Source organism: Miniimonas arenae, from assembly GCF_006351005.1.
GTDB lineage: Bacteria > Actinomycetota > Actinomycetes > Actinomycetales > Beutenbergiaceae > Miniimonas > Miniimonas arenae.
Map to the genome: position 1 here is coordinate 40,223 of NZ_VENP01000002.1, position 16,983 is coordinate 57,205.

General features: G+C 72.8%; 14 protein-coding genes. 4 read left to right on the top strand and 10 right to left on the bottom strand.

The genetic code is table 11. The features are described from left to right. Positions 1-17 precede the first annotated feature (17 nt). Genes tal through pgl form a run of 4 tightly spaced genes read left to right on the top strand, consistent with a single transcriptional unit; the run spans position 18 to position 4,379 of the window. Positions 18-1,193: a transaldolase gene (tal, locus tag FH969_RS01165; RefSeq protein ID WP_139985560.1), complete on the top strand. Its 1,176-nt coding sequence runs from the start codon at positions 18-20 to the stop codon at positions 1,191-1,193. Further along, a complete protein-coding gene (gene zwf, locus FH969_RS01170; RefSeq protein ID WP_108719846.1) occupies positions 1,190-2,731 on the top strand; it encodes a glucose-6-phosphate dehydrogenase in 1,542 nt (513 codons plus the stop codon). Before tal ends, zwf begins: the two co-directional genes overlap by 4 nt. Beyond that, on the top strand, positions 2,728-3,654 hold the full coding sequence (locus FH969_RS01175; protein ID WP_139985562.1) for a glucose-6-phosphate dehydrogenase assembly protein OpcA: 927 nt from the start codon (positions 2,728-2,730) through the stop codon (positions 3,652-3,654). The genes zwf and FH969_RS01175 overlap by 4 nt, the downstream gene beginning before the upstream one ends. Continuing rightward, positions 3,651-4,379 (top strand): 6-phosphogluconolactonase, encoded by a 729-nt coding sequence (gene pgl, locus FH969_RS01180; RefSeq protein WP_108717331.1) that lies wholly within the window; start codon positions 3,651-3,653, stop codon positions 4,377-4,379. Before FH969_RS01175 ends, pgl begins: the two co-directional genes overlap by 4 nt. A 141-nt stretch (positions 4,380-4,520) precedes the next feature. On the opposite strand, the gene FH969_RS01185 is transcribed toward pgl, so the two are convergent. From FH969_RS01185 to uvrA, 10 genes are all read right to left on the bottom strand, one after another. Then, positions 4,521-4,874: an RNA polymerase-binding protein RbpA gene (locus FH969_RS01185; RefSeq protein ID WP_108717330.1), complete on the bottom strand. Its 354-nt coding sequence runs from the start codon at positions 4,872-4,874 to the stop codon at positions 4,521-4,523. Positions 4,875-4,887: 13 nt separating this feature from the next. Then, positions 4,888-5,133: a preprotein translocase subunit SecG gene (secG, locus tag FH969_RS01190; RefSeq protein WP_108717329.1), complete on the bottom strand. Its 246-nt coding sequence runs from the start codon at positions 5,131-5,133 to the stop codon at positions 4,888-4,890. A 105-nt stretch (positions 5,134-5,238) separates the two neighbouring features. Then, positions 5,239-6,036, bottom strand: coding sequence for a triose-phosphate isomerase (gene tpiA, locus FH969_RS01195; protein WP_218975227.1), 798 nt, complete (start codon positions 6,034-6,036; stop codon positions 5,239-5,241). Then, positions 6,033-7,241: a phosphoglycerate kinase gene (locus tag FH969_RS01200; RefSeq protein ID WP_108717328.1), complete on the bottom strand. Its 1,209-nt coding sequence runs from the start codon at positions 7,239-7,241 to the stop codon at positions 6,033-6,035. Before FH969_RS01200 ends, tpiA begins: the two co-directional genes overlap by 4 nt. A 129-nt stretch (positions 7,242-7,370) precedes the next feature. Beyond that, positions 7,371-8,378 (bottom strand): type I glyceraldehyde-3-phosphate dehydrogenase, encoded by a 1,008-nt coding sequence (gene gap / locus FH969_RS01205; RefSeq protein WP_139985564.1) that lies wholly within the window; start codon positions 8,376-8,378, stop codon positions 7,371-7,373. A 214-nt stretch (positions 8,379-8,592) separates the two neighbouring features. Next, a complete protein-coding gene (gene whiA / locus FH969_RS01210) occupies positions 8,593-9,573 on the bottom strand; it encodes a DNA-binding protein WhiA (RefSeq protein WP_108717326.1) in 981 nt (326 codons plus the stop codon). A 106-nt stretch (positions 9,574-9,679) separates the two neighbouring features. After that, positions 9,680-10,783, bottom strand: coding sequence for a gluconeogenesis factor YvcK family protein (locus FH969_RS01215; RefSeq protein ID WP_139985566.1), 1,104 nt, complete (start codon positions 10,781-10,783; stop codon positions 9,680-9,682). Positions 10,784-10,788: 5 nt separating this feature from the next. Next, on the bottom strand, positions 10,789-11,841 hold the full coding sequence (rapZ, locus tag FH969_RS01220; RefSeq protein WP_139985568.1) for an RNase adapter RapZ: 1,053 nt from the start codon (positions 11,839-11,841) through the stop codon (positions 10,789-10,791). After that, positions 11,838-13,925, bottom strand: a complete 2,088-nt coding sequence (gene uvrC, locus FH969_RS01225) for an excinuclease ABC subunit UvrC (RefSeq protein ID WP_139985570.1) — start codon at positions 13,923-13,925, stop codon at positions 11,838-11,840. The genes rapZ and uvrC overlap by 4 nt, the downstream gene beginning before the upstream one ends. 10 nt (positions 13,926-13,935) lie before the next feature. Further along, positions 13,936-16,830 (bottom strand): excinuclease ABC subunit UvrA, encoded by a 2,895-nt coding sequence (uvrA, locus tag FH969_RS01230; protein ID WP_139985572.1) that lies wholly within the window; start codon positions 16,828-16,830, stop codon positions 13,936-13,938. Between the last annotated feature and the right edge of the window lie 153 nt (positions 16,831-16,983).

The window sequence follows — 16,983 nt, forward strand, 5'->3', positions numbered from 1 at the left end:
ACGAGGAGACCTTCGACATGACCAGCACGAGCTCGACCAGCACCGGCCCGACGGCGAGCGACCCCCTGGCGCGCATCGTCGCCTCGGGCGTGTCGCCCTGGCTCGACGACCTGTCCCGGGCGCGCCTGCGCTCGGGCGGCCTCGCCGACCTCGTCCGCACCGCACACGTACTCGGCGTCACGACCAACCCGACGATCTTCGACAAGGCGATCGCCGACGGCGAGGCGTACGACGAGCAGGTCGCCGCGCTCGCCGCGGAGGGTGCGGACGCCGAGGCGGCCGTGCGCGCGCTCACCACCGACGACGTGCGCACGGCGGCGGACCTGTTCGCGCAGCTGCTCCCGGACCCGCGTCCGGGGGACGCGCGCGTCTCGATCGAGGTGGACCCCCGGCTCGCGCACGACACCGAGGGCACGATCGAGCAGGCCCGCGCGCTCTGGCGGCTCGTGGACCGGCCGAACGTCTACATCAAGATCCCGGCCACCACCGAGGGTCTCGCCGCGATCCCCGCGGTGATCGCGGAGGGCATCAGCGTGAACGCGACGCTGATCTTCTCCCCCGACACCTACCGCGCGGTCGCGAACGCGTACGTCGACGGCCTGGAGCAGGCGCACGTCGCCGGCGTGGACCTGTCGACGATCGCCTCGGTGGCCTCAGTGTTCCTGTCCCGGATCGACGCCGCGGTGGACCCGCTGCTCACCGAGGTCGGGACCGAGGAGGCGCTCGGCCTGCGCGGGCGCACCGCGCTGGCCGGCGCGCGGGTGTCCTACGAGGCGTTCACGGAGATCTTCTCCTCGCCCCGGTTCACCGACCTCGCGGCGGCGGGCGCCCACGTGCAGCGGCCTCTGTGGGCCTCCACCGGGACGAAGAACCCCGACTACCCCGACACCCTCTACGTCGACGAGCTCGTCGCGCCGGACGTGGTGAACACGATGCCGGAGAAGACGCTGCGCGCCGCGGCCGACCACGCCCGGGTGCCCGAGGGCGACGGCCCGTTCGACACGGTCACGCCGAACGTCGCCGACGCGCACGCGGTGCTCGAGGCCGTCGTGCGGGTCGGGGTCGACTACGACGGCGCGCTCGCCGACCTCGAGCGCGACGGCGTGTCCTCCTTCATCGCCTCGTGGGAGAACCTCCTGCTCACCGTGGCCGACTCGCTCGAGCAGGCTCGGGCCGCCGGGAACGGGCACTGATGCCGGCGCGGATCGCCGCCGGCGTCAACCCGCTGCGCCAGACCCAGGACCGGCGCCTGCCGCGGATCGCGGGGCCGAGCGGCCTCGTGATCTTCGGCGTCACCGGCGACCTCTCGCGCAAGAAGCTCCTGCCGGCGATCTACGACCTCGCCAACCGCGGCCTGCTCCCGCCGGGCTTCGGCCTGACGGGGTTCGCCCGGCGCGACTGGAACGCCGACCACTTCGCCGAGGTCACCAAGCAGGCCGTCCAGGAGCACGCCCGCACGCCGTTCCGCGAGCGGGTGTGGCGCCAGCTCGAGGCCGGCATCCGCTTCGTGCCCGGCGAGTTCGACGACGACGCGGCGTTCGACCGACTCGCCGAGACCGTCGCCGAGCTCGACCGCGAGCGCGGCACCGGCGGGAACCACGCCTTCTACCTGTCGGTCCCGCCCGGGGCGTTCCCCCTGGTCTGCCGCCAGCTGGCGCGCTCGGGCCTGTCCGACAGCAAGGGCGACGCGTGGCGCCGGGTCGTCATCGAGAAGCCGTTCGGCCACGACCTCGCCTCGGCCCTGGAGCTGCAGAAGGTCGTGGAGTCGGTCTTCCCGGGCGACTCGGTCTTCCGGATCGACCACTACCTCGGCAAGGAGACGGTGCAGAACCTCCTCGCCCTGCGGTTCGCCAACCAGATGTTCGAGCCGATCTGGAACGCCCACTACGTCGACCACGTGCAGATCACGATGGCCGAGGACATCGGGATCGGCTCGCGCGCGGGGTACTACGACGGCATCGGTGCCGCGCGGGACGTCATCCAGAACCACCTGCTCCAGCTGCTCGCGCTGACCGCGATGGAGGAGCCCGTCTCCTTCGACCCCGCTCCGCTGCGAGCGGAGAAGGAGAAGGTGCTCTCCGCCGTCGTGCTTCCCAAGGACCTGTCCCGGCACACCGCCCGCGGCCAGTACTCGGCCGGCTGGCAGGGCGGGGAGAAGGTGCTCGGCTACCACGACGAGGACGGCATCCCGCCCGGGTCGACGACCGACACGTTCGCCGCGATCCGCGTGGACGTCGACACCCGCCGGTGGGCCGGCGTGCCGTTCTACCTGCGCACCGGCAAGCGACTGGGCCGGCGCGTCACGGAGATCGCGATCGTGTTCAAGCGCGCGCCGCACCTGCCGTTCGCGCTGCCGGACACGCAGGAGCTGGGCCAGAACGCGCTCGTCATCCGCGTCCAGCCGGACGAGGGCGTCACGGTGCGGTTCGGCGCCAAGGTGCCCGGGACGGCCATGGAGGTGCGTGACGTCACGATGGACTTCGGCTACGGGCACGCGTTCACCGAGAACTCCCCCGAGGCGTACGAGCGGCTCATCCTCGACGTCCTGCTCGGCGACCCGCCGCTCTTCCCGCACAGCAAGGAGGTCGAGCTGTCCTGGCGCATCCTCGACCCGATCCTGCAGCACTGGGAGCGCAAGGGCATGCCCGACTCCTACCGGCCCGGCACGTGGGGTCCGGACAGCGCACACGAGATGCTGGCCCGCGACGGCCGGGCCTGGAGGCGACCGTGAAGATCCAGCTCCATGACACCACGTCCTCGAAGATCGCCTCGCAGCTCGTCAAGCTGCGCGAGGAGGGCGGCGCGGTCGCGCTCGGACGTGTGCTGACGCTGCTCGTGGTCGCCGACGAGGACGACGTCGAGGAGGCCGTCGACGCCGCCAACCAGGCCAGCCGCGAGCACCCCTGCCGGGTGATCGTGGTGACGGACGCGGTCCCCGGGGCCGACGGGCTCGACGCCGAGATCCGCGTGGGCGGTGACGCCGGGGCCTCCGAGGTCATCCTGCTGCACCCACGCGGCGCGGCCGGCGGGGACCCCGACACGCTCGTCACGCCCCTGCTCCTGCCGGATGCGCCGATCGTGACGTGGTGGCCCGGCGCGGCGCCCGACGACCCGTCCGACCACCCGCTGGGCCGGATGGCGCAGCGGCGCATCACCGACGTAATGCGCTGCGGGCACCCGCTGCGCAGCCTGGCGCGTCTCGCGGAGCACCACGCCCCCGGCGACACCGACCTCGCGTGGGCGCGCGCGACGCTCTGGCGCGGGCTCATCGCCGAGTCGCTGGACGAGCCGCCGTACACCCGGGTGGACGCGATCCGCATCGCCGGGAACACCGACCATCCCTCGCTGCTGCTGCTGGGCGCGTGGCTGCGGTACTTCCTCAAGGCGGACGTGACGCTCGAGGCCGTCGAGGCCGCACCCGCCATCACGGGCGTGACGCTCGTCCGCGAGAACGGCAACGTGGTGATGGAGCGCCCCGTGGACTCGACGATCCTGCGGATCGACGAGCCGACCGGGATCAAGCACCGCGTCTCGCTGCCGCTGCGCACGCTCGCTGACTCCCTCATCGAGGACCTGCGGCGGCTCGACCCGGACGAGGTCTACGGCGAGGTGCTCACGAAGGCCCTGCCGGAGCTCGTGGAGGAGCTGGCGTGACGCGGGAGGTCGTCGTCCACCCCGACGCCGGCGTCCTCGCGCACGCGACGGCGCAGCGGCTCGCGCTCGCCGCCCTCGACGCACAGTCGGTCCGCCCCGAGGTGCACGTCGTGCTCACCGGCGGACGGATCGGCACGCGGGTGGTGGAGCAGCTGGCCGCGTCGGAGCTGCTCGCCGCCCTCGACCTCACCGGTCTGCACCTGTGGTGGGGCGACGAGCGGTTCGAGCCCACCGGCAGCGACGAGCGCAACGACACAGCCGTGCTCGGGGCCCTGCGCGACGCGGGAGTCCCCGACGCCAACGTGCACGTCGTCCCCGGGCCCGACGTCGTGGGCTCCCCCGAGGAGGCCGGGCAGCGGTACGCCGCCGAGCTCGCGCGGTTCGCGCCCGACGGCGCGCAGGTCCCGTCCTTCGACGTGCTCGTGCTCGGCGTCGGGCCCGACGGGCACGTCGCCTCGCTCTTCCCCGGCCACGAGGCGCTCGGCGCCACGGGCGCCACCGTCGGCGTGCACGGCTCGCCCAAGCCGCCGCCTGAACGGGTGTCGCTCACCCTGCCCGCGATCGACGCCGCGCGCCGGGTGTGGCTCGTCGCGTCGGGCGCCGAGAAGGCCGATGCGGTCGCGGCCGGGCTCGCGAGCGACGACCTGCCCTGCGGGCGGGTGCACGGGACGGCGGAGACGCTCTGGCTGCTCGACGTCGAGGCGTCGGCAGCGGCGGCGCGCTGAGGGCGCCCGCGGCAAGCACTGGCACGACGAAGGGTCCGACCCGCGGGGTCGGACCCGTCGTCATGTCTCGGCCTCGTGCGGCCGTCGTCGCGTCCGCGTGCGGTTGCGCCGCACGCGTGCGATCGCGGCCGGCTCAGGACCTCAGCGCGTGGTGCCGCGGCGCTCGCGCAGGGCCTGCAGGGCCTCCTCGAGGAGCTCGGCGCCCTCCTCGTCGCTGCGGCGCTCCTTCACGTAGGCAAGGTGCGTCTTGTACGGCTCGTTCTTGGGCGGCGACGGCGGGTTCGCGGGGTCCTGCCCGGCGGGCAGGCCGCAGCGCGGGCAGTCCCACGTCTCCGGCGGCAGGTTGCCCGCCTCCTCGGCGAAGCTCGGCCGGGTCTCGTGGCCCGACGCGCACCAGTACGAGACCCAGACCCGGGGGGCCGCCTCGCCGCGCTCGGCCTCGCCCATGGGGCCCGCACCGACGCGCGAGCCACGAATGGCACTTCCTCCAGCCATGGTGTCCTCTCCCTCAGACCGCGAACTTCTCGATGAGCCCCAGCAGCACGATCGCGGTGCCCCAGAGGACCGCGGTGCCGATGGTGATCCGGTTGAGGTTGCGCTCGGCGACCCCCGAGGAGCTCATGCTCGAGGACAGACCGCCGCCGAACATGTCGGACATCCCCCCGCCCTTGCCCTTGTGCATGAGGATCGTGAGGACCAGGACGATGCTCGTGAGGACGAGGATCACCTGGAGTCCGATGCGCAGCGCGTCCACGCGGGCGCTCCTTCCGTGGCTGTTCCGGCCCCGTGTCGGACGGGACCCGGACAAGGATAACCGGCCGGGCGGGCGCAGGTGCGCCCGCCCGGCCGGTCGGGTGGGTCAGAGCTGACGGAACCGTGCGATCGCGGAGAACTGGTCGAGCACGAGGCTCGCCCCGCCCACGAGGGCGCCGTCGACGTCGGGCTTCGCCATGATCGCCGCGACGTTGTCCGCCTTGACCGAGCCGCCGTACAGGATGCGCATCCCGTTCGCGACGCCCGAGTCGAAGGTCTCGGCGATCCGCGCGCGGATCGCCTCGGCCATCTCCTGCGCGTCCTCGGGCGTGGCGACCTCACCGGTCCCGATCGCCCACACCGGCTCGTACGCGATGACGACCTGGCTCGCCTGCTCGCTGGTGAGGCCCGCGAGGGCGCCGTCGACGTGGCCGAGCGTGAGCGGGACGTGACCCTTGGCGTGGCGCACCTCGAGCGACTCGCCCACGCACACGATCGGCGCGATGCCCGCCCCGAGCGCCGCGGCGACCTTGGCGTTGATGAGCTCCTCGGCCTCGCCGTGGTACTGGCGGCGCTCGGAGTGCCCGATGATCGCGTAGCTGACGCCGAGCTTGGCGAGCTGCTCGGCGGACACCTCGCCCGTGTACGCACCCGAGGAGTGCGACGAGACGTCCTGCGAGGCGTAGCGGATCGACAGCTTGTCGCCGTCGACGAGGGTCTGCACCGAGCGCAGGCTCGTGAACGACGGCGCGACGACGACCTCGGTGAGGTCGTAGTCGTGCTTGGCGTCGGCGAGGGTCCAGGCGAGCTTCTGGACGAGGTCGATCGCCTGGAGGTGGTCCAGGTTGAGCTTCCAGTTGCCCACCATGAGGGGGGTGCGCGGGGAGTCGTACGTCACGGTCATGCCTCCAGAACGGCGAGTCCGGGCAGGGTCTTGCCCTCGAGCAGCTCGAGCGACGCACCACCACCGGTCGAGATGTGGCTGAACCCGGCCTCGTCGAAGCCGAGCGTGCGGACGGCGGCGGCGGAGTCGCCACCGCCGACGATCGTGAAGGCGCCGGCGGCGGTCGCGTCGACGAGGGCCTGCGCGACGGCGCGGGTGCCGCCCGAGAACGCCTCGAACTCGAACACGCCCATGGGGCCGTTCCACACGACGGTCCGGCTCGCGGTGATCGCGTCGGCGAACGCCTTGGCGGAGTCCGGGCCGATGTCCAGGCCGATCGAGTCGGCCGGGATGGCGTCGGCGGGGACGACCTCGTGCGCGGCGTCGGCGGCGAACGCCTCGGCGGCCACAACGTCCGTCGGCAGCAGGATCGTCGTGCCCTTCTCCTGCGCGCGAGCGAGGTAGCCCTTGACCGTGTCGATCTGGTCCGCCTCGAGCAGCGACTTGCCGACCTCGTGACCCTGGGCCGCGAGGAAGGTGAAGAGCATGCCGCCGCCGATCACGAGAGTGTCGGCCTTCTCCAGGAGGTTGGCGATGACGCCGAGCTTGTCCGAGACCTTGGACCCGCCGAGCACGACCGTGTAGGGCCGCTCGGGGTCGGTGATCGCCTTGTCGAGCGCCTCGACCTCGCCCTGCACGAGGCTGCCGGCGGCGTGCGGGAGGATCTGCGCGACGTCGTAGACGCTCGCCTGCTTGCGGTGCACGACGCCGAAGCCGTCGGACACGAACGCGTCGACACCGCCGCCGAGGGCGGCGAGCTCGCCCGCGAGCTCCGCACGCTCGGCGTCGACCTTCGAGGTCTCGCGGGCGTCGAAGCGCACGTTCTCCAGCAGCGCGACGCTGCCGTCGGTCAGTGCGGCGACCGTGGCCTTGGCGCTCTCGCCGACGAGGTCGTCGGCCAGCGTGACGTCCTGCCCGAGCAGCTCGCCCAGGCGGGCGGCGACCGGGGCCAGGGAGTACTTGGCCTCGGGGGCGCCCTTGGGACGACCGAGGTGGGCCGTCACGACGACCTTCGCTCCGCCGTCGAGCAGGGCCTTGAGCGTGGGCAGCGCGGCGCGGATCCGGCCGTCGTCGGTGATGGTCGTGCCGTCCAGCGGCACGTTGAAGTCGGACCGGACCAGCACGGTCTTGCCGCGCAGGTCGCCGAGGTCGGCGAGTGTCTTCACTGGTGCTCCTCCGTGCCCGCGGGGCGGGCGGATCGTCGAGGGTGGATCGGGGGGTTGTGACGAGCGAAGGCCCGCATCCGCATCCGGGAACCGGACACGGATGCGGGCCTTCGCGTCACATCGGGAACGTCAGAGCTTGCTGCCGACGTACTCGGTGAGCTTGACGAGGCTGCTGGAGTAGCCCCACTCGTTGTCGTACCAGGCGATGATCTTCACGAGGTTGCCGTTGCTGACCTTGGTGAGCTTGGCGTCGAAGATGCTCTGGTGCGGGTTGGTGACGATGTCCGAGGAGACGATCTCGTCCTCGGTGTACTCGAGCGTGCCGGCGAGCGGACCCTCGGCCGCGGCCTTCACCGCAGCGTTGACCTCGTCCACCGTGACGTCCTTGCCGGCCACGAAGGTGAGGTCGGTCGCCGAGCCGGTGATGGTCGGCACGCGGAGCGCGAAGCCGTCCAGCTTGCCCTTGAGCTCGGGCAGCACCAGCGCGACGGCCTTCGCGGCGCCGGTCGTGGTCGGGACGATGTTCTGCGCGGCGGCGCGGGCGCGACGCAGGTCGCGGTGCGGGCCGTCCTGCAGGTTCTGGTCACCCGTGTAGGCGTGAATCGTCGTCATGAGGCCCTTCTCGATGCCGATGGCGTCGTTGAGGGCCTTCGCGACCGGCGCGAGGCAGTTCGTGGTGCAGGACGCGTTCGAGATGATGTGCTGCGTCTCGGGGTCGTAGTCGGTGTGGTTCACGCCGACGACGAACGTCCCGTCCTCGTTCTTCGCCGGGGCGGAGATGATGACCTTCTTGGCGCCGGCGTCGATGTGCGCCTTCGCCTTGGTGGCGTCCGTGAAGAAGCCCGTGGACTCGATGACGATGTCGGCGCCCAGCTCGTCCCACGGCAGGTTGGCGGGGTCGCGCTCCTCGAGAGCGCGGATGGCCTTGCCGTCGACGATGATGTTCTCGTCGTCGTAGCTGACCGACTTGGGCAGCACGCCGAGCACGGTGTCGTACTTCAGCAGGTGCGCGAGGGTGTGGTTGTCGGTGAGGTCGTTGACGCCGACGACCTCGATGTCGGCGCCCGAGGCGAGGATGGCGCGGTAGAAGTTGCGGCCGATACGGCCGAACCCGTTGATCCCGACGCGGATGGTCACGATGAGTCCTCCAAGCGTGCCGATGCACGCACTCGTCCGGTGGCGCACCCAGGGGTGCGCGGAGGGGGTCGTCCCCGTTTCTCCACCGACGACACTACTACGGTCACCTGCCCGCCTACGGGGGACCAAGTGCCCGCAGACCGGTGCGCGAGACGTGCCGAGGGGGTCACCGACGCGACCCCGAACATCCATGCCGGAGTCACCTCGAGGTCACTCAGAGGTCAAGCATCTCCGGCGTGAGGATGCTCTCGGTGTCCGGGATGCCGAGCTCGGCGGCGCGCTTGTCGGCGGTGGCGAGCAGGCGCCGGATCCGGCCGGCGACGGCGTCCTTCGTCAGCGGCGGGTCGGAGTACTGGCCGAGCTCCTCCAGGGAGGCCTCGCGGTGCTCCAGGCGCAGCCGACCGGCCTCGACGAGATGCTCGGGCACTTCCTCACCGAGGATCTCGAACGCGCGCTGCACCCTGGCGCTCGCGGCCACCGCGGCGCGGGCCGAGCGACGCAGATTGGCGTCGTCGAAGTTGGCCAGCCGGTTCGCGGTGCCGCGCACCTCCCGGCGCATCCGCCGCTCCTCCCACGCGAGCACGGCGTCGTGCGCGCCCATCCGGGTGAGCAGCGCGGAGATCGCGTCCCCGTCGCGCACCACGACGCGGTCCACCCCGCGCACCTCGCGCGCCTTGGCCGAGAGCCCGAGCCTGCGGGCGGCGCCGACAAGAGCGAGTGCGGCCTCGGGGCCCGGGCAGGTCACCTCGAGCGCCGCGGACCGGCCGGGCTCGGTGAGGCTGCCGTGCGCGAGGAACGCGCCGCGCCACGCCGCGACGGTGTCGGCGACGCTCGCCGAGACGACCTGCGGCGGCAGCCCGCGGACGGGGCGACCACGGCCGTCGAGGAGGCCGGTCTGCCGGGCGAGCGCCTCGCCGTCGCGCACCACCCGGACGACGTAGCGGTTGCCCTTCCGCAGGGCACCGCCGGAGACCACGATGATGTCGCTCGCGTGGCCGAAGACCTCGGCGATGGCGACCCGGAGCCGGCGCGCCGCGGCCGCGTTGTCGAGCTCGGCCTCGATGACGATCCGGCCCGAGATGATGTGCAGGCCACCGGCGAACCGGAGCGTCGCCGAGACCTCGGCCTTGCGGCTGGAGGTGCGGTCGACGCGGACTCTGGCCAGTTCGTCCTTCACGGCAGCGGTCAGAGACATGCGGGACATCCTGCCATCGAACGGATGCCCACGCGGCGCGCTTCCCGGCCCCGCCCGTCCGCGCGGGCCGAGCCGGGCGCGCGGGTCACCACCGTGCGCACGGGCCTCAGCCCCGGTCCCGGGCGGGTGAGCCGGGGTGCGCGTGGACGGGCGCGGCGGGGCTCGCGCCCGCGCCCGTGACGGCGCTCGCCCCGGCAGCTCTCGCTCGCGCGGGATCGCTGCCGAGCCGGGCCTCCGCCTCCGGTCCGACGTCACCCCACGTGCCGGCGAACGCGTCGCGGTAGGCCGCGGCGAGGCGCATCGGGTCGTGCCGCGGCGTGCCGTCGTCGGCGCGGACCTGGCGCAGCAGGAGCCGTGCGCCGAGCTCGTCGGCGACCTGCTCGAGCGCCGTGACGTCGTCGACCCACGCCGGGTCCGCGATCACGACGTCGAGCCGCAGGTCGGGGTCGACATCGCGCAGGACGCGCACGTGGTCGGCCGCCGTGAAGCCGTCCGTCTCCCCCTCCTGCTGCTGCAGGTTGAGTGTGAGGGCGAGGTGGGCGGCGTCGTGCAGCGCGGCGCGCAGCGGCGCGACCTGGAGGTGCGGCAGGACCGAGGTGTACCAGGAGCCGGGACCGAGCACGACCCAGTCCGCGGCCCGGATCGCCGCGAGCGTCTCGGGGCACATCTCGGGATCCTCGGGCAGGAGGCGTACGCGCGAGACGCGGCCGCTCGTCACCGCGACCCGGCTCTGGCCGCGGACCACGAGGTCGGGCTGCCCGGTGCGCACGACGTCCGCCTCGATGACGAGCGGCTCCGCCGCCATCGGGAGGACCCGCCCTCGAGCGCCGACGAGGTCGGCGAGCAGGTCGAGGCCGGCCACCACGGAACCCGTCTGCGCCCACGCACCGGCGAGGACGAGGTTGCCGAGCGAGTGCGCGTCGAGCTCCCCGCGGGAGGTGAACCGGTGCTGGAGCAGGTCGTGCCACGCGCGGCCGCGGGGGGTGTCGTCGCACAGCGCGGCGAGCGCCATCCGCAGGTCGCCGGGCGGGAGGATGCCCATCTCGCCGCGCAGCCGGCCCGAGGAGCCGCCGTCGTCGGCGACCGTGACGACGGCCGTGAGCTCGGGCGTGAGGTGCCGCAGCGCGAGCAGCGACGCGGCGAGCCCGTGACCGCCGCCGAGCGCGACGAGGCGCTGCGGGTCGGGCCGCAGGGGGTCCAGAGCCACCATCGCGCTCACTCCCGCCCGAGGTCGCGGTGCAGGGTGCGGACGGAGAGTCCCCGGGCGCGCAGCAGCTCGCCGAGGCGGATCGACATCGCCACCGAGCGGTGCTTGCCGCCCGTGCAGCCGACGGCGATCGTCAGGTAGTGCTTCTGCTCGCTGAGGTAGCCGGTGAGGACGGGCTCCAGCAGGTTGGCGTACCCCTCGATGAACTCCTGCGCACCGGGCAGCCCGAGCACGTAGTTCGCGACCGGGGCGTCCTGGCCGGTGAGGTGGCGCAGCTCGGTGACCCAGTACGGGTTGGCGAGGAACCGCACGTCGACGACGTGGTCGGCGTCGAGCGGGAGGCCGTACTTGAACCCGAAGGACACGATGCTCACCTGGATCGGGCGCTCGCCCTCCCCCGCGACCACGGAACGCACCTGCGCGGCGAGCTGGTGGACCGTGAGCGTGCTCGTGTCGAGGTAGACGTCGGCACGCCGGCGCAGGTGGTCGGTGAGGGCGCGCTCGGCGGCGATCCCGTCGAGGATCCGCCCCTCGCCCTGCAGCGGGTGCGGTCGACGGACCGACTCGAACCGCCGCACCAGCGTCGCGTCGTCCGCGTCGAGGAAGACGATGCGGTACTCGATGCCCTGCGCGCGGAACGCGTCGATGACGGCGGAGAGCTCGCTGAAGAACTCCTTGCCGCGCGCGTCCACGACCGCCGCGAGCCGGCGGACACCCCCGGTCGGGGACATCATCCCCACCAGCGGCGCCAGCAGCCGCGGCGGGAGGTTGTCCACGACGTACCAGTCGAGGTCCTCGAGCACCGCGGCCGCGCGCGTCCGGCCGGCTCCCGACATCCCCGTGATCAGCAGCACCTCGCTGCGCTGCGCGACCGGCGCTGCCGTGCTCGCCTCGAGCAGCGGGATCCCGGTCGGGACAGTGGGCGGCGCCTGCGGGTCGCCCGGCGCCGGGGTGGCGGCGCTCGGGTCGCTCAGGTCGGTCGGGCCGATCGGGTCGCTCGCGTCAAGGGACGACGGCGGACCGGCCGCGTCGCGCGGGTCGCCGGCACGGGGCTGCGTCATGGTTCCAGGATGCCAGCCTCCGCGCGCGGCGGGGCCGCGGCTGCACTCGGCTCCGCTGCCTCGTCCCCCACTGCATCGTCCCCCACGGCCTCCGTCGCGGCTGGTGCGCCCGCGTCGAGCGCCGGTGCTTCCGCGTCGAGCGCCGGTGCGCCCGGTCGGGTGAGCGCCTCGTGCACGACCTGCGCCAGTGTCGGGCCGATGCCGGGCACCGCGGCGATCTCGTCGGGCGTCGCGGCGGCGAGCGCGCGCACCGAGCGGAACGCGGCGAGCAGCGCACGCTGCCTGGCCGGCCCGAGACCGGGGACGTCGTCGAGCACGGACCGCGTCATCGCCGTCGAGCGCCGTTTGCGGTGGTGCGTGATGGCGAACCGGTGCGCCTCGTCGCGGACGCGCTGCAGCAGGTAGAGGCCCTCGCTCGTGCGGGGCAGCACGACGGGGAACTCCTCCCCCGGCAGCCAGACCTCCTCGAGCCGCTTCGCGAGCCCGACGAGGGCGACGTCGTCGACGCCGAGCTCGTCCAGCGCGCGCTGCGCGGCCGCGACCTGCGGCGGCCCGCCGTCGACCACGAGCAGCTGCGGCGCGTACGCGAACCGCGCCGGTCGCCCCGTGGTGGGGTCGACGGCCCCCGACAGCGGGATGCCGTCCTCGTCCACCGCGTCGCTGCCGCCGATCCCGGCCGCTCGCTCCGCGGCGAGCCGCTTGAACCGGCGCGAGATGACCTCGTGCATCGCCTCGGTGTCGTCCCGTGCGCCGGTGCCGTCCGCGCCGCGCACGACGAAGTGCCGGTAGGCGCTCTTGCGGGGCACGCCGTCCTCGAACACAACCATCGACCCGACCTGGTGGGAGCCCTGCGTGGTCGAGATGTCGAAGCACTCGATGCGCAACGGCGAGGTGGGCAGGTCGAGCTCGCGCTCCAGGTCGGCCAGGGCGCGCGAGCGCGCCGTGAGGTCGCCGGCCCGGCGCGTCTTGTGCAGCGCGAGGGCGCCCTCGGCGTTCGTGCGCACGGTCTCGGCGAGAGCGCGCTTGTCGCCGCGGGCCGGGACGCGCAGCGACACCTTGGCGCCGCGCGAGCGCGCCAGCCACTCCGCGACCTCGGGCGCGTCCTCCGGCAGTGCGGGGACGAGCACCTCGCGCGGCACGTCCGCCCCACCCTCGCCGTAGACCTGCAGGAGCAGGCGCTCCACGAGCGCGGCGTCGTCGAGGTCCTCCACCCGCTCCGACACCCAGCCGCGCTGGCCCCGCACGCGACCCCCGCGCACGTGGAACACCTGCACGGAGACCTCGAGCTCGTCGCCCGCGAGGGCGAACACGTCGGCGTCCGTACCGTCGGAGAGCACGACGGCGTTCTTCTCCACGACGCGCCGCAGCGCACCGAGGTCGTCGCGCAGCCGCGCGGCGCGCTCGAAGTCCAGCTCGGCGGCGGCCGAGGCCATCTCCCGCTCGAGCCGGCGCACGAACGTCGCCGTCTCCCCCGCCATGAAGGCGCAGAAGTCCTCGGCGAGAGCCCGGTGGTCCTCCGGCGAGATCGACCCGACGCACGGGGCGCTGCACTTGTCGATGTACCCGAGCAGGCACGGCCGCCCCGACGACGCGGCGCGCCGGAAGACGCCCGCGCTGCAGCTGCGGATCGGGAAGACGCGCAGCAGCAGGTCGACGGTCTCGCGGATCGCCCACGCGTGCGAGTACGGCCCGAAGTAGCGCGTGCCGGCCCGCTTGGCGCCGCGCATCACCTGGACCCTCGGGATCTCCTCCCCCATCGTGACGGCGAGGTAGGGGTAGGACTTGTCGTCGCGGTACTTGACGTTGAATCGCGGGTCGAACTCCTTGATCCACGAGTACTCGAGGCTCAGCGCCTCGACCTCCGTGCCCACCACGGTCCACTCCACCCGGTTCGCGGTGGTCACCATCGTGGCCGTGCGCGGGTGCAGTGTGGACAGGTCCGCGAAGTAGTTCGCCAGGCGGGACCGCAGGCTCTTCGCCTTGCCGACGTAGATGACCCGGCCCGAGGGGTCGCTGAACCGGTAGACGCCGGGGGCGTCGGGGATCTCGCCGGGCCGGGGCCGGTAGCTCGCGGGGTTGGTCATGCCGGGCGGCTCACGCGCTCGCCCGCGCGCGCTCGCCGTCGGGCAGGAGGTCCAGCAGGAAGGCACCGGTGTGGCTCTCCGGCACGCGGGCGACGTCCTCCGGGGTGCCCTCGGCCACGAGCGTGCCGCCGCCGGACCCGCCCTCCGGACCCATGTCGATGACCCAGTCGGCCGCGCGGATGACGTCGAGGTTGTGCTCGATGACGAGCACGGTGTTCCCCTTGTCGGCCAGGCCCTGGAGCACCTCGAGCAGACGACGCACGTCCTCGAAGTGCAGACCCGTGGTGGGCTCGTCGAGCACGTAGACCGTGCGTCCGCTGGACCGCTTCTGCAGCTCCGAGGCCAGCTTGACGCGCTGCGCCTCGCCGCCCGAGAGCGTGGTCGCGCTCTGGCCGAGGCGCACGTAGCCGAGACCCACGTCCACGAGCGTGTTGAGGTGGCGGGCGATCGCGGGCACCGCCGCGAAGAAGTCCGCCGCCTCCGCGATCGGCATGTCGAGCACGTCCGCGACGGTCTTGCCCTTGAAGTGCACCTCGAGCGTCTCGCGGTTGTACCGCGCGCCGTGGCAGACCTCGCACTGGACGTACACGTCGGGCAGGAAGTTCATCTCGATCTTCAGCGTGCCGTCGCCGGCGCACGCCTCGCACCGACCACCCTTGACGTTGAACGAGAAGCGGCCCGGCGCGTAGCCGCGCACCTTCGCCTCCGTGGTCTCGGCGAACAGGCGGCGCACGTGGTCCCAGACGCCGGTGTAGGTCGCCGGGTTGGACCGCGGCGTGCGCCCGATCGGGCCCTGGTCCACGTGCACGACCTTGTCGACGTGCTCGAGCCCGGTGACGCGCTTGTGGCGGCCGGGGACGCGGCGCGCGCCGTTCAGCTCGTTCGCCAGCACCGTGTGCAGAATCGAGTTGACGAGGGTGGACTTCCCGGAGCCGGACACGCCCGTGATGGCGACGAGCAGCCCCACCGGGAAGGACACAGTGAGATTCTTGAGGTTGTTCTCGCGGGCGCCGACCACCGTGATCTCCTTGCCCTTCGTGCGCGGACGGCGCACGGTGGGCACGGGGATGGAGCGCCGGCCGGACAGGTAGGCACCGGTGAGCGACTCCTCGTTGCTGAGCAGCCCCGCGTAGTCGCCGGAGTGCACCACGCGGCCGCCGTGCTCCCCCGCGCCCGGCCCGATGTCGACGACCCAGTCCGCGGTCCGGATCGTGTCCTCGTCGTGCTCGACGACGATGAGGGTGTTGCCCAGGTCCCGCAGCCGCACGAGCGTCTCGATGAGGCGCCGGTTGTCCCGCTGGTGCAGGCCGATGCTCGGCTCGTCCAGCACGTAGAGCACGCCGACGAGACCGGAGCCGATCTGGGTCGCGAGCCGGATCCGCTGCGCCTCACCGCCCGAGAGCGTCGCGGACGGCCGGGACAGCGTGAGGTAGTCCAGCCCGACGTCGAGCAGGAACTGCAGGCGGGCGTGGATCTCCTTGAGCACGGCGCCGGCGACGACCTGCTCGCGCGGGCCGAGCTGCACGCGGTCGAGGAACGCCTTGGCCTCGTCCACGGCGAGGTCGCAGACGTCCGCGATCGAGTGCCCGTCAACCTTCACCGCCAGGACCTCGGGCTTGAGCCGCGCACCCTGGCACACCGGGCAGGCGACCTCGCGCATGAAGCCCTCGTACCGCTCCTTCGACCAGTCCGACTCGGTCTCGGCGTGGCGGCGCTGGACGAACGTGATCGCCCCCTCGAAGCCCGAGGAGTACTGCCGCTCGCGCCCCCACCGGTTGCGGTAGCGCACGTGCACCTCGTGGTCCTGGCCGTAGAGGATCGCCTTCTTCGCGCGGTCGGGCAGGGCGCGCCACGGCACGTCGACGCCGAACCCGAGCTGGGCGCCGAGCGCCTCGAGCTGACGTGTGAAGTAGTCAGCCGACACCTGCGCCCACGGCGCGACCGCGCCCTGGGCGAGCGTGAGCTCCTCGTCCGGCACCACGAGCTCGGGGTCCACCTCGAGGCGGGTGCCCAGGCCGGTGCACTCGGGACACGCTCCGTAGGGCGCGTTGAACGAGAAGGTCCGCGGCTCGATCTCCTCGAGCGCGAGCGGATGGTCGTTCGGGCAGGCACGCTTCTCGGAGAACCGCCGCTCGCGCTCGGGGTCGTCGGCGGGCAGGTCGACGAGCTCGACGACGAGCAGGCCCTCCGCCAGCCGCAGCGCCGTCTCGACGGAGTCCGTGACGCGCTGCTTCGCGTTCGGGCGCACGACGAGGCGGTCGACGACGACCTCGATCGAGTGCTTGAGCTTCTTCTCCAGGACCGGCGGGTCGGTCAGCGCGACGACCTCGCCGTCCACCCGGGCACGGGCGAAGCCCTGCCCCTGGAGCTCGCGGAAGAGGTCGGCGTACTCGCCCTTGCGTCCGCGGATGACGGGGGCGAGCACCTGGAAGCGGGTGCCCTCGTCGAGCTCGAGCAGCCGGTCCACGATCTGCTGCGGGGACTGCGACGTGACGCGCTCGCCGCACACGGGGCAGAACTGCGTGCCCGCCCGGGCGAACAGGAGGCGCAGGTAGTCGTAGACCTCGGTGATCGTGCCCACGGTCGAGCGCGGGTTCCGGTTCGTCGACTTCTGGTCGATCGACACGGCGGGCGACAGGCCCTCGATGAAGTCGACGTCCGGCTTGTCCATCTGACCGAGGAACTGACGCGCGTACGAGGACAGCGACTCCACGTAGCGCCGCTGCCCCTCGGCGAAGATCGTGTCGAACGCCAGGGAGGACTTGCCGGATCCGGACAGGCCGGTGAAGACGATCAGGCGCTCACGCGGGAGGTCGATAGAGACGTTCCGCAGGTTGTGCTCGCGCGCGCCGGAGACGATGAGATTCACGCGTCCATGGTAAGTCCGACCACCGACACGTCGCACATCTGTTCGACGGGCCGGTGAGCGGGCGACGCTAGGTTGGGACCCGCAGCGCTCAGAACCGCACCCACGCACCCAACCACGCCCGAGCCGAACCCCGACCCGCACCAGATCCGCACCAGATCCGCACCGCAGCGTGCCGCACAGGAGGTCCCC

Coding starts and splice junctions, on each gene's coding strand:
- FH969_RS01185 (WP_108717330.1), bottom strand. CDS start 4,874: ATGGCTGGAGGAAGTGCCATTCGTGGCTCGCGCGTCGGTGCGGGCCCC.
- uvrC (WP_139985570.1), bottom strand. CDS start 13,925: ATGACCAACCCCGCGAGCTACCGGCCCCGGCCCGGCGAGATCCCCGAC.
- whiA (WP_108717326.1), bottom strand. CDS start 9,573: ATGTCTCTGACCGCTGCCGTGAAGGACGAACTGGCCAGAGTCCGCGTC.
- FH969_RS01215 (WP_139985566.1), bottom strand. CDS start 10,783: ATGGTGGCTCTGGACCCCCTGCGGCCCGACCCGCAGCGCCTCGTCGCG.
- tal (WP_139985560.1), top strand. CDS start 18: ATGACCAGCACGAGCTCGACCAGCACCGGCCCGACGGCGAGCGACCCC.
- tpiA (WP_218975227.1), bottom strand. CDS start 6,036: ATGACCGTGACGTACGACTCCCCGCGCACCCCCCTCATGGTGGGCAAC.
- rapZ (WP_139985568.1), bottom strand. CDS start 11,841: ATGACGCAGCCCCGTGCCGGCGACCCGCGCGACGCGGCCGGTCCGCCG.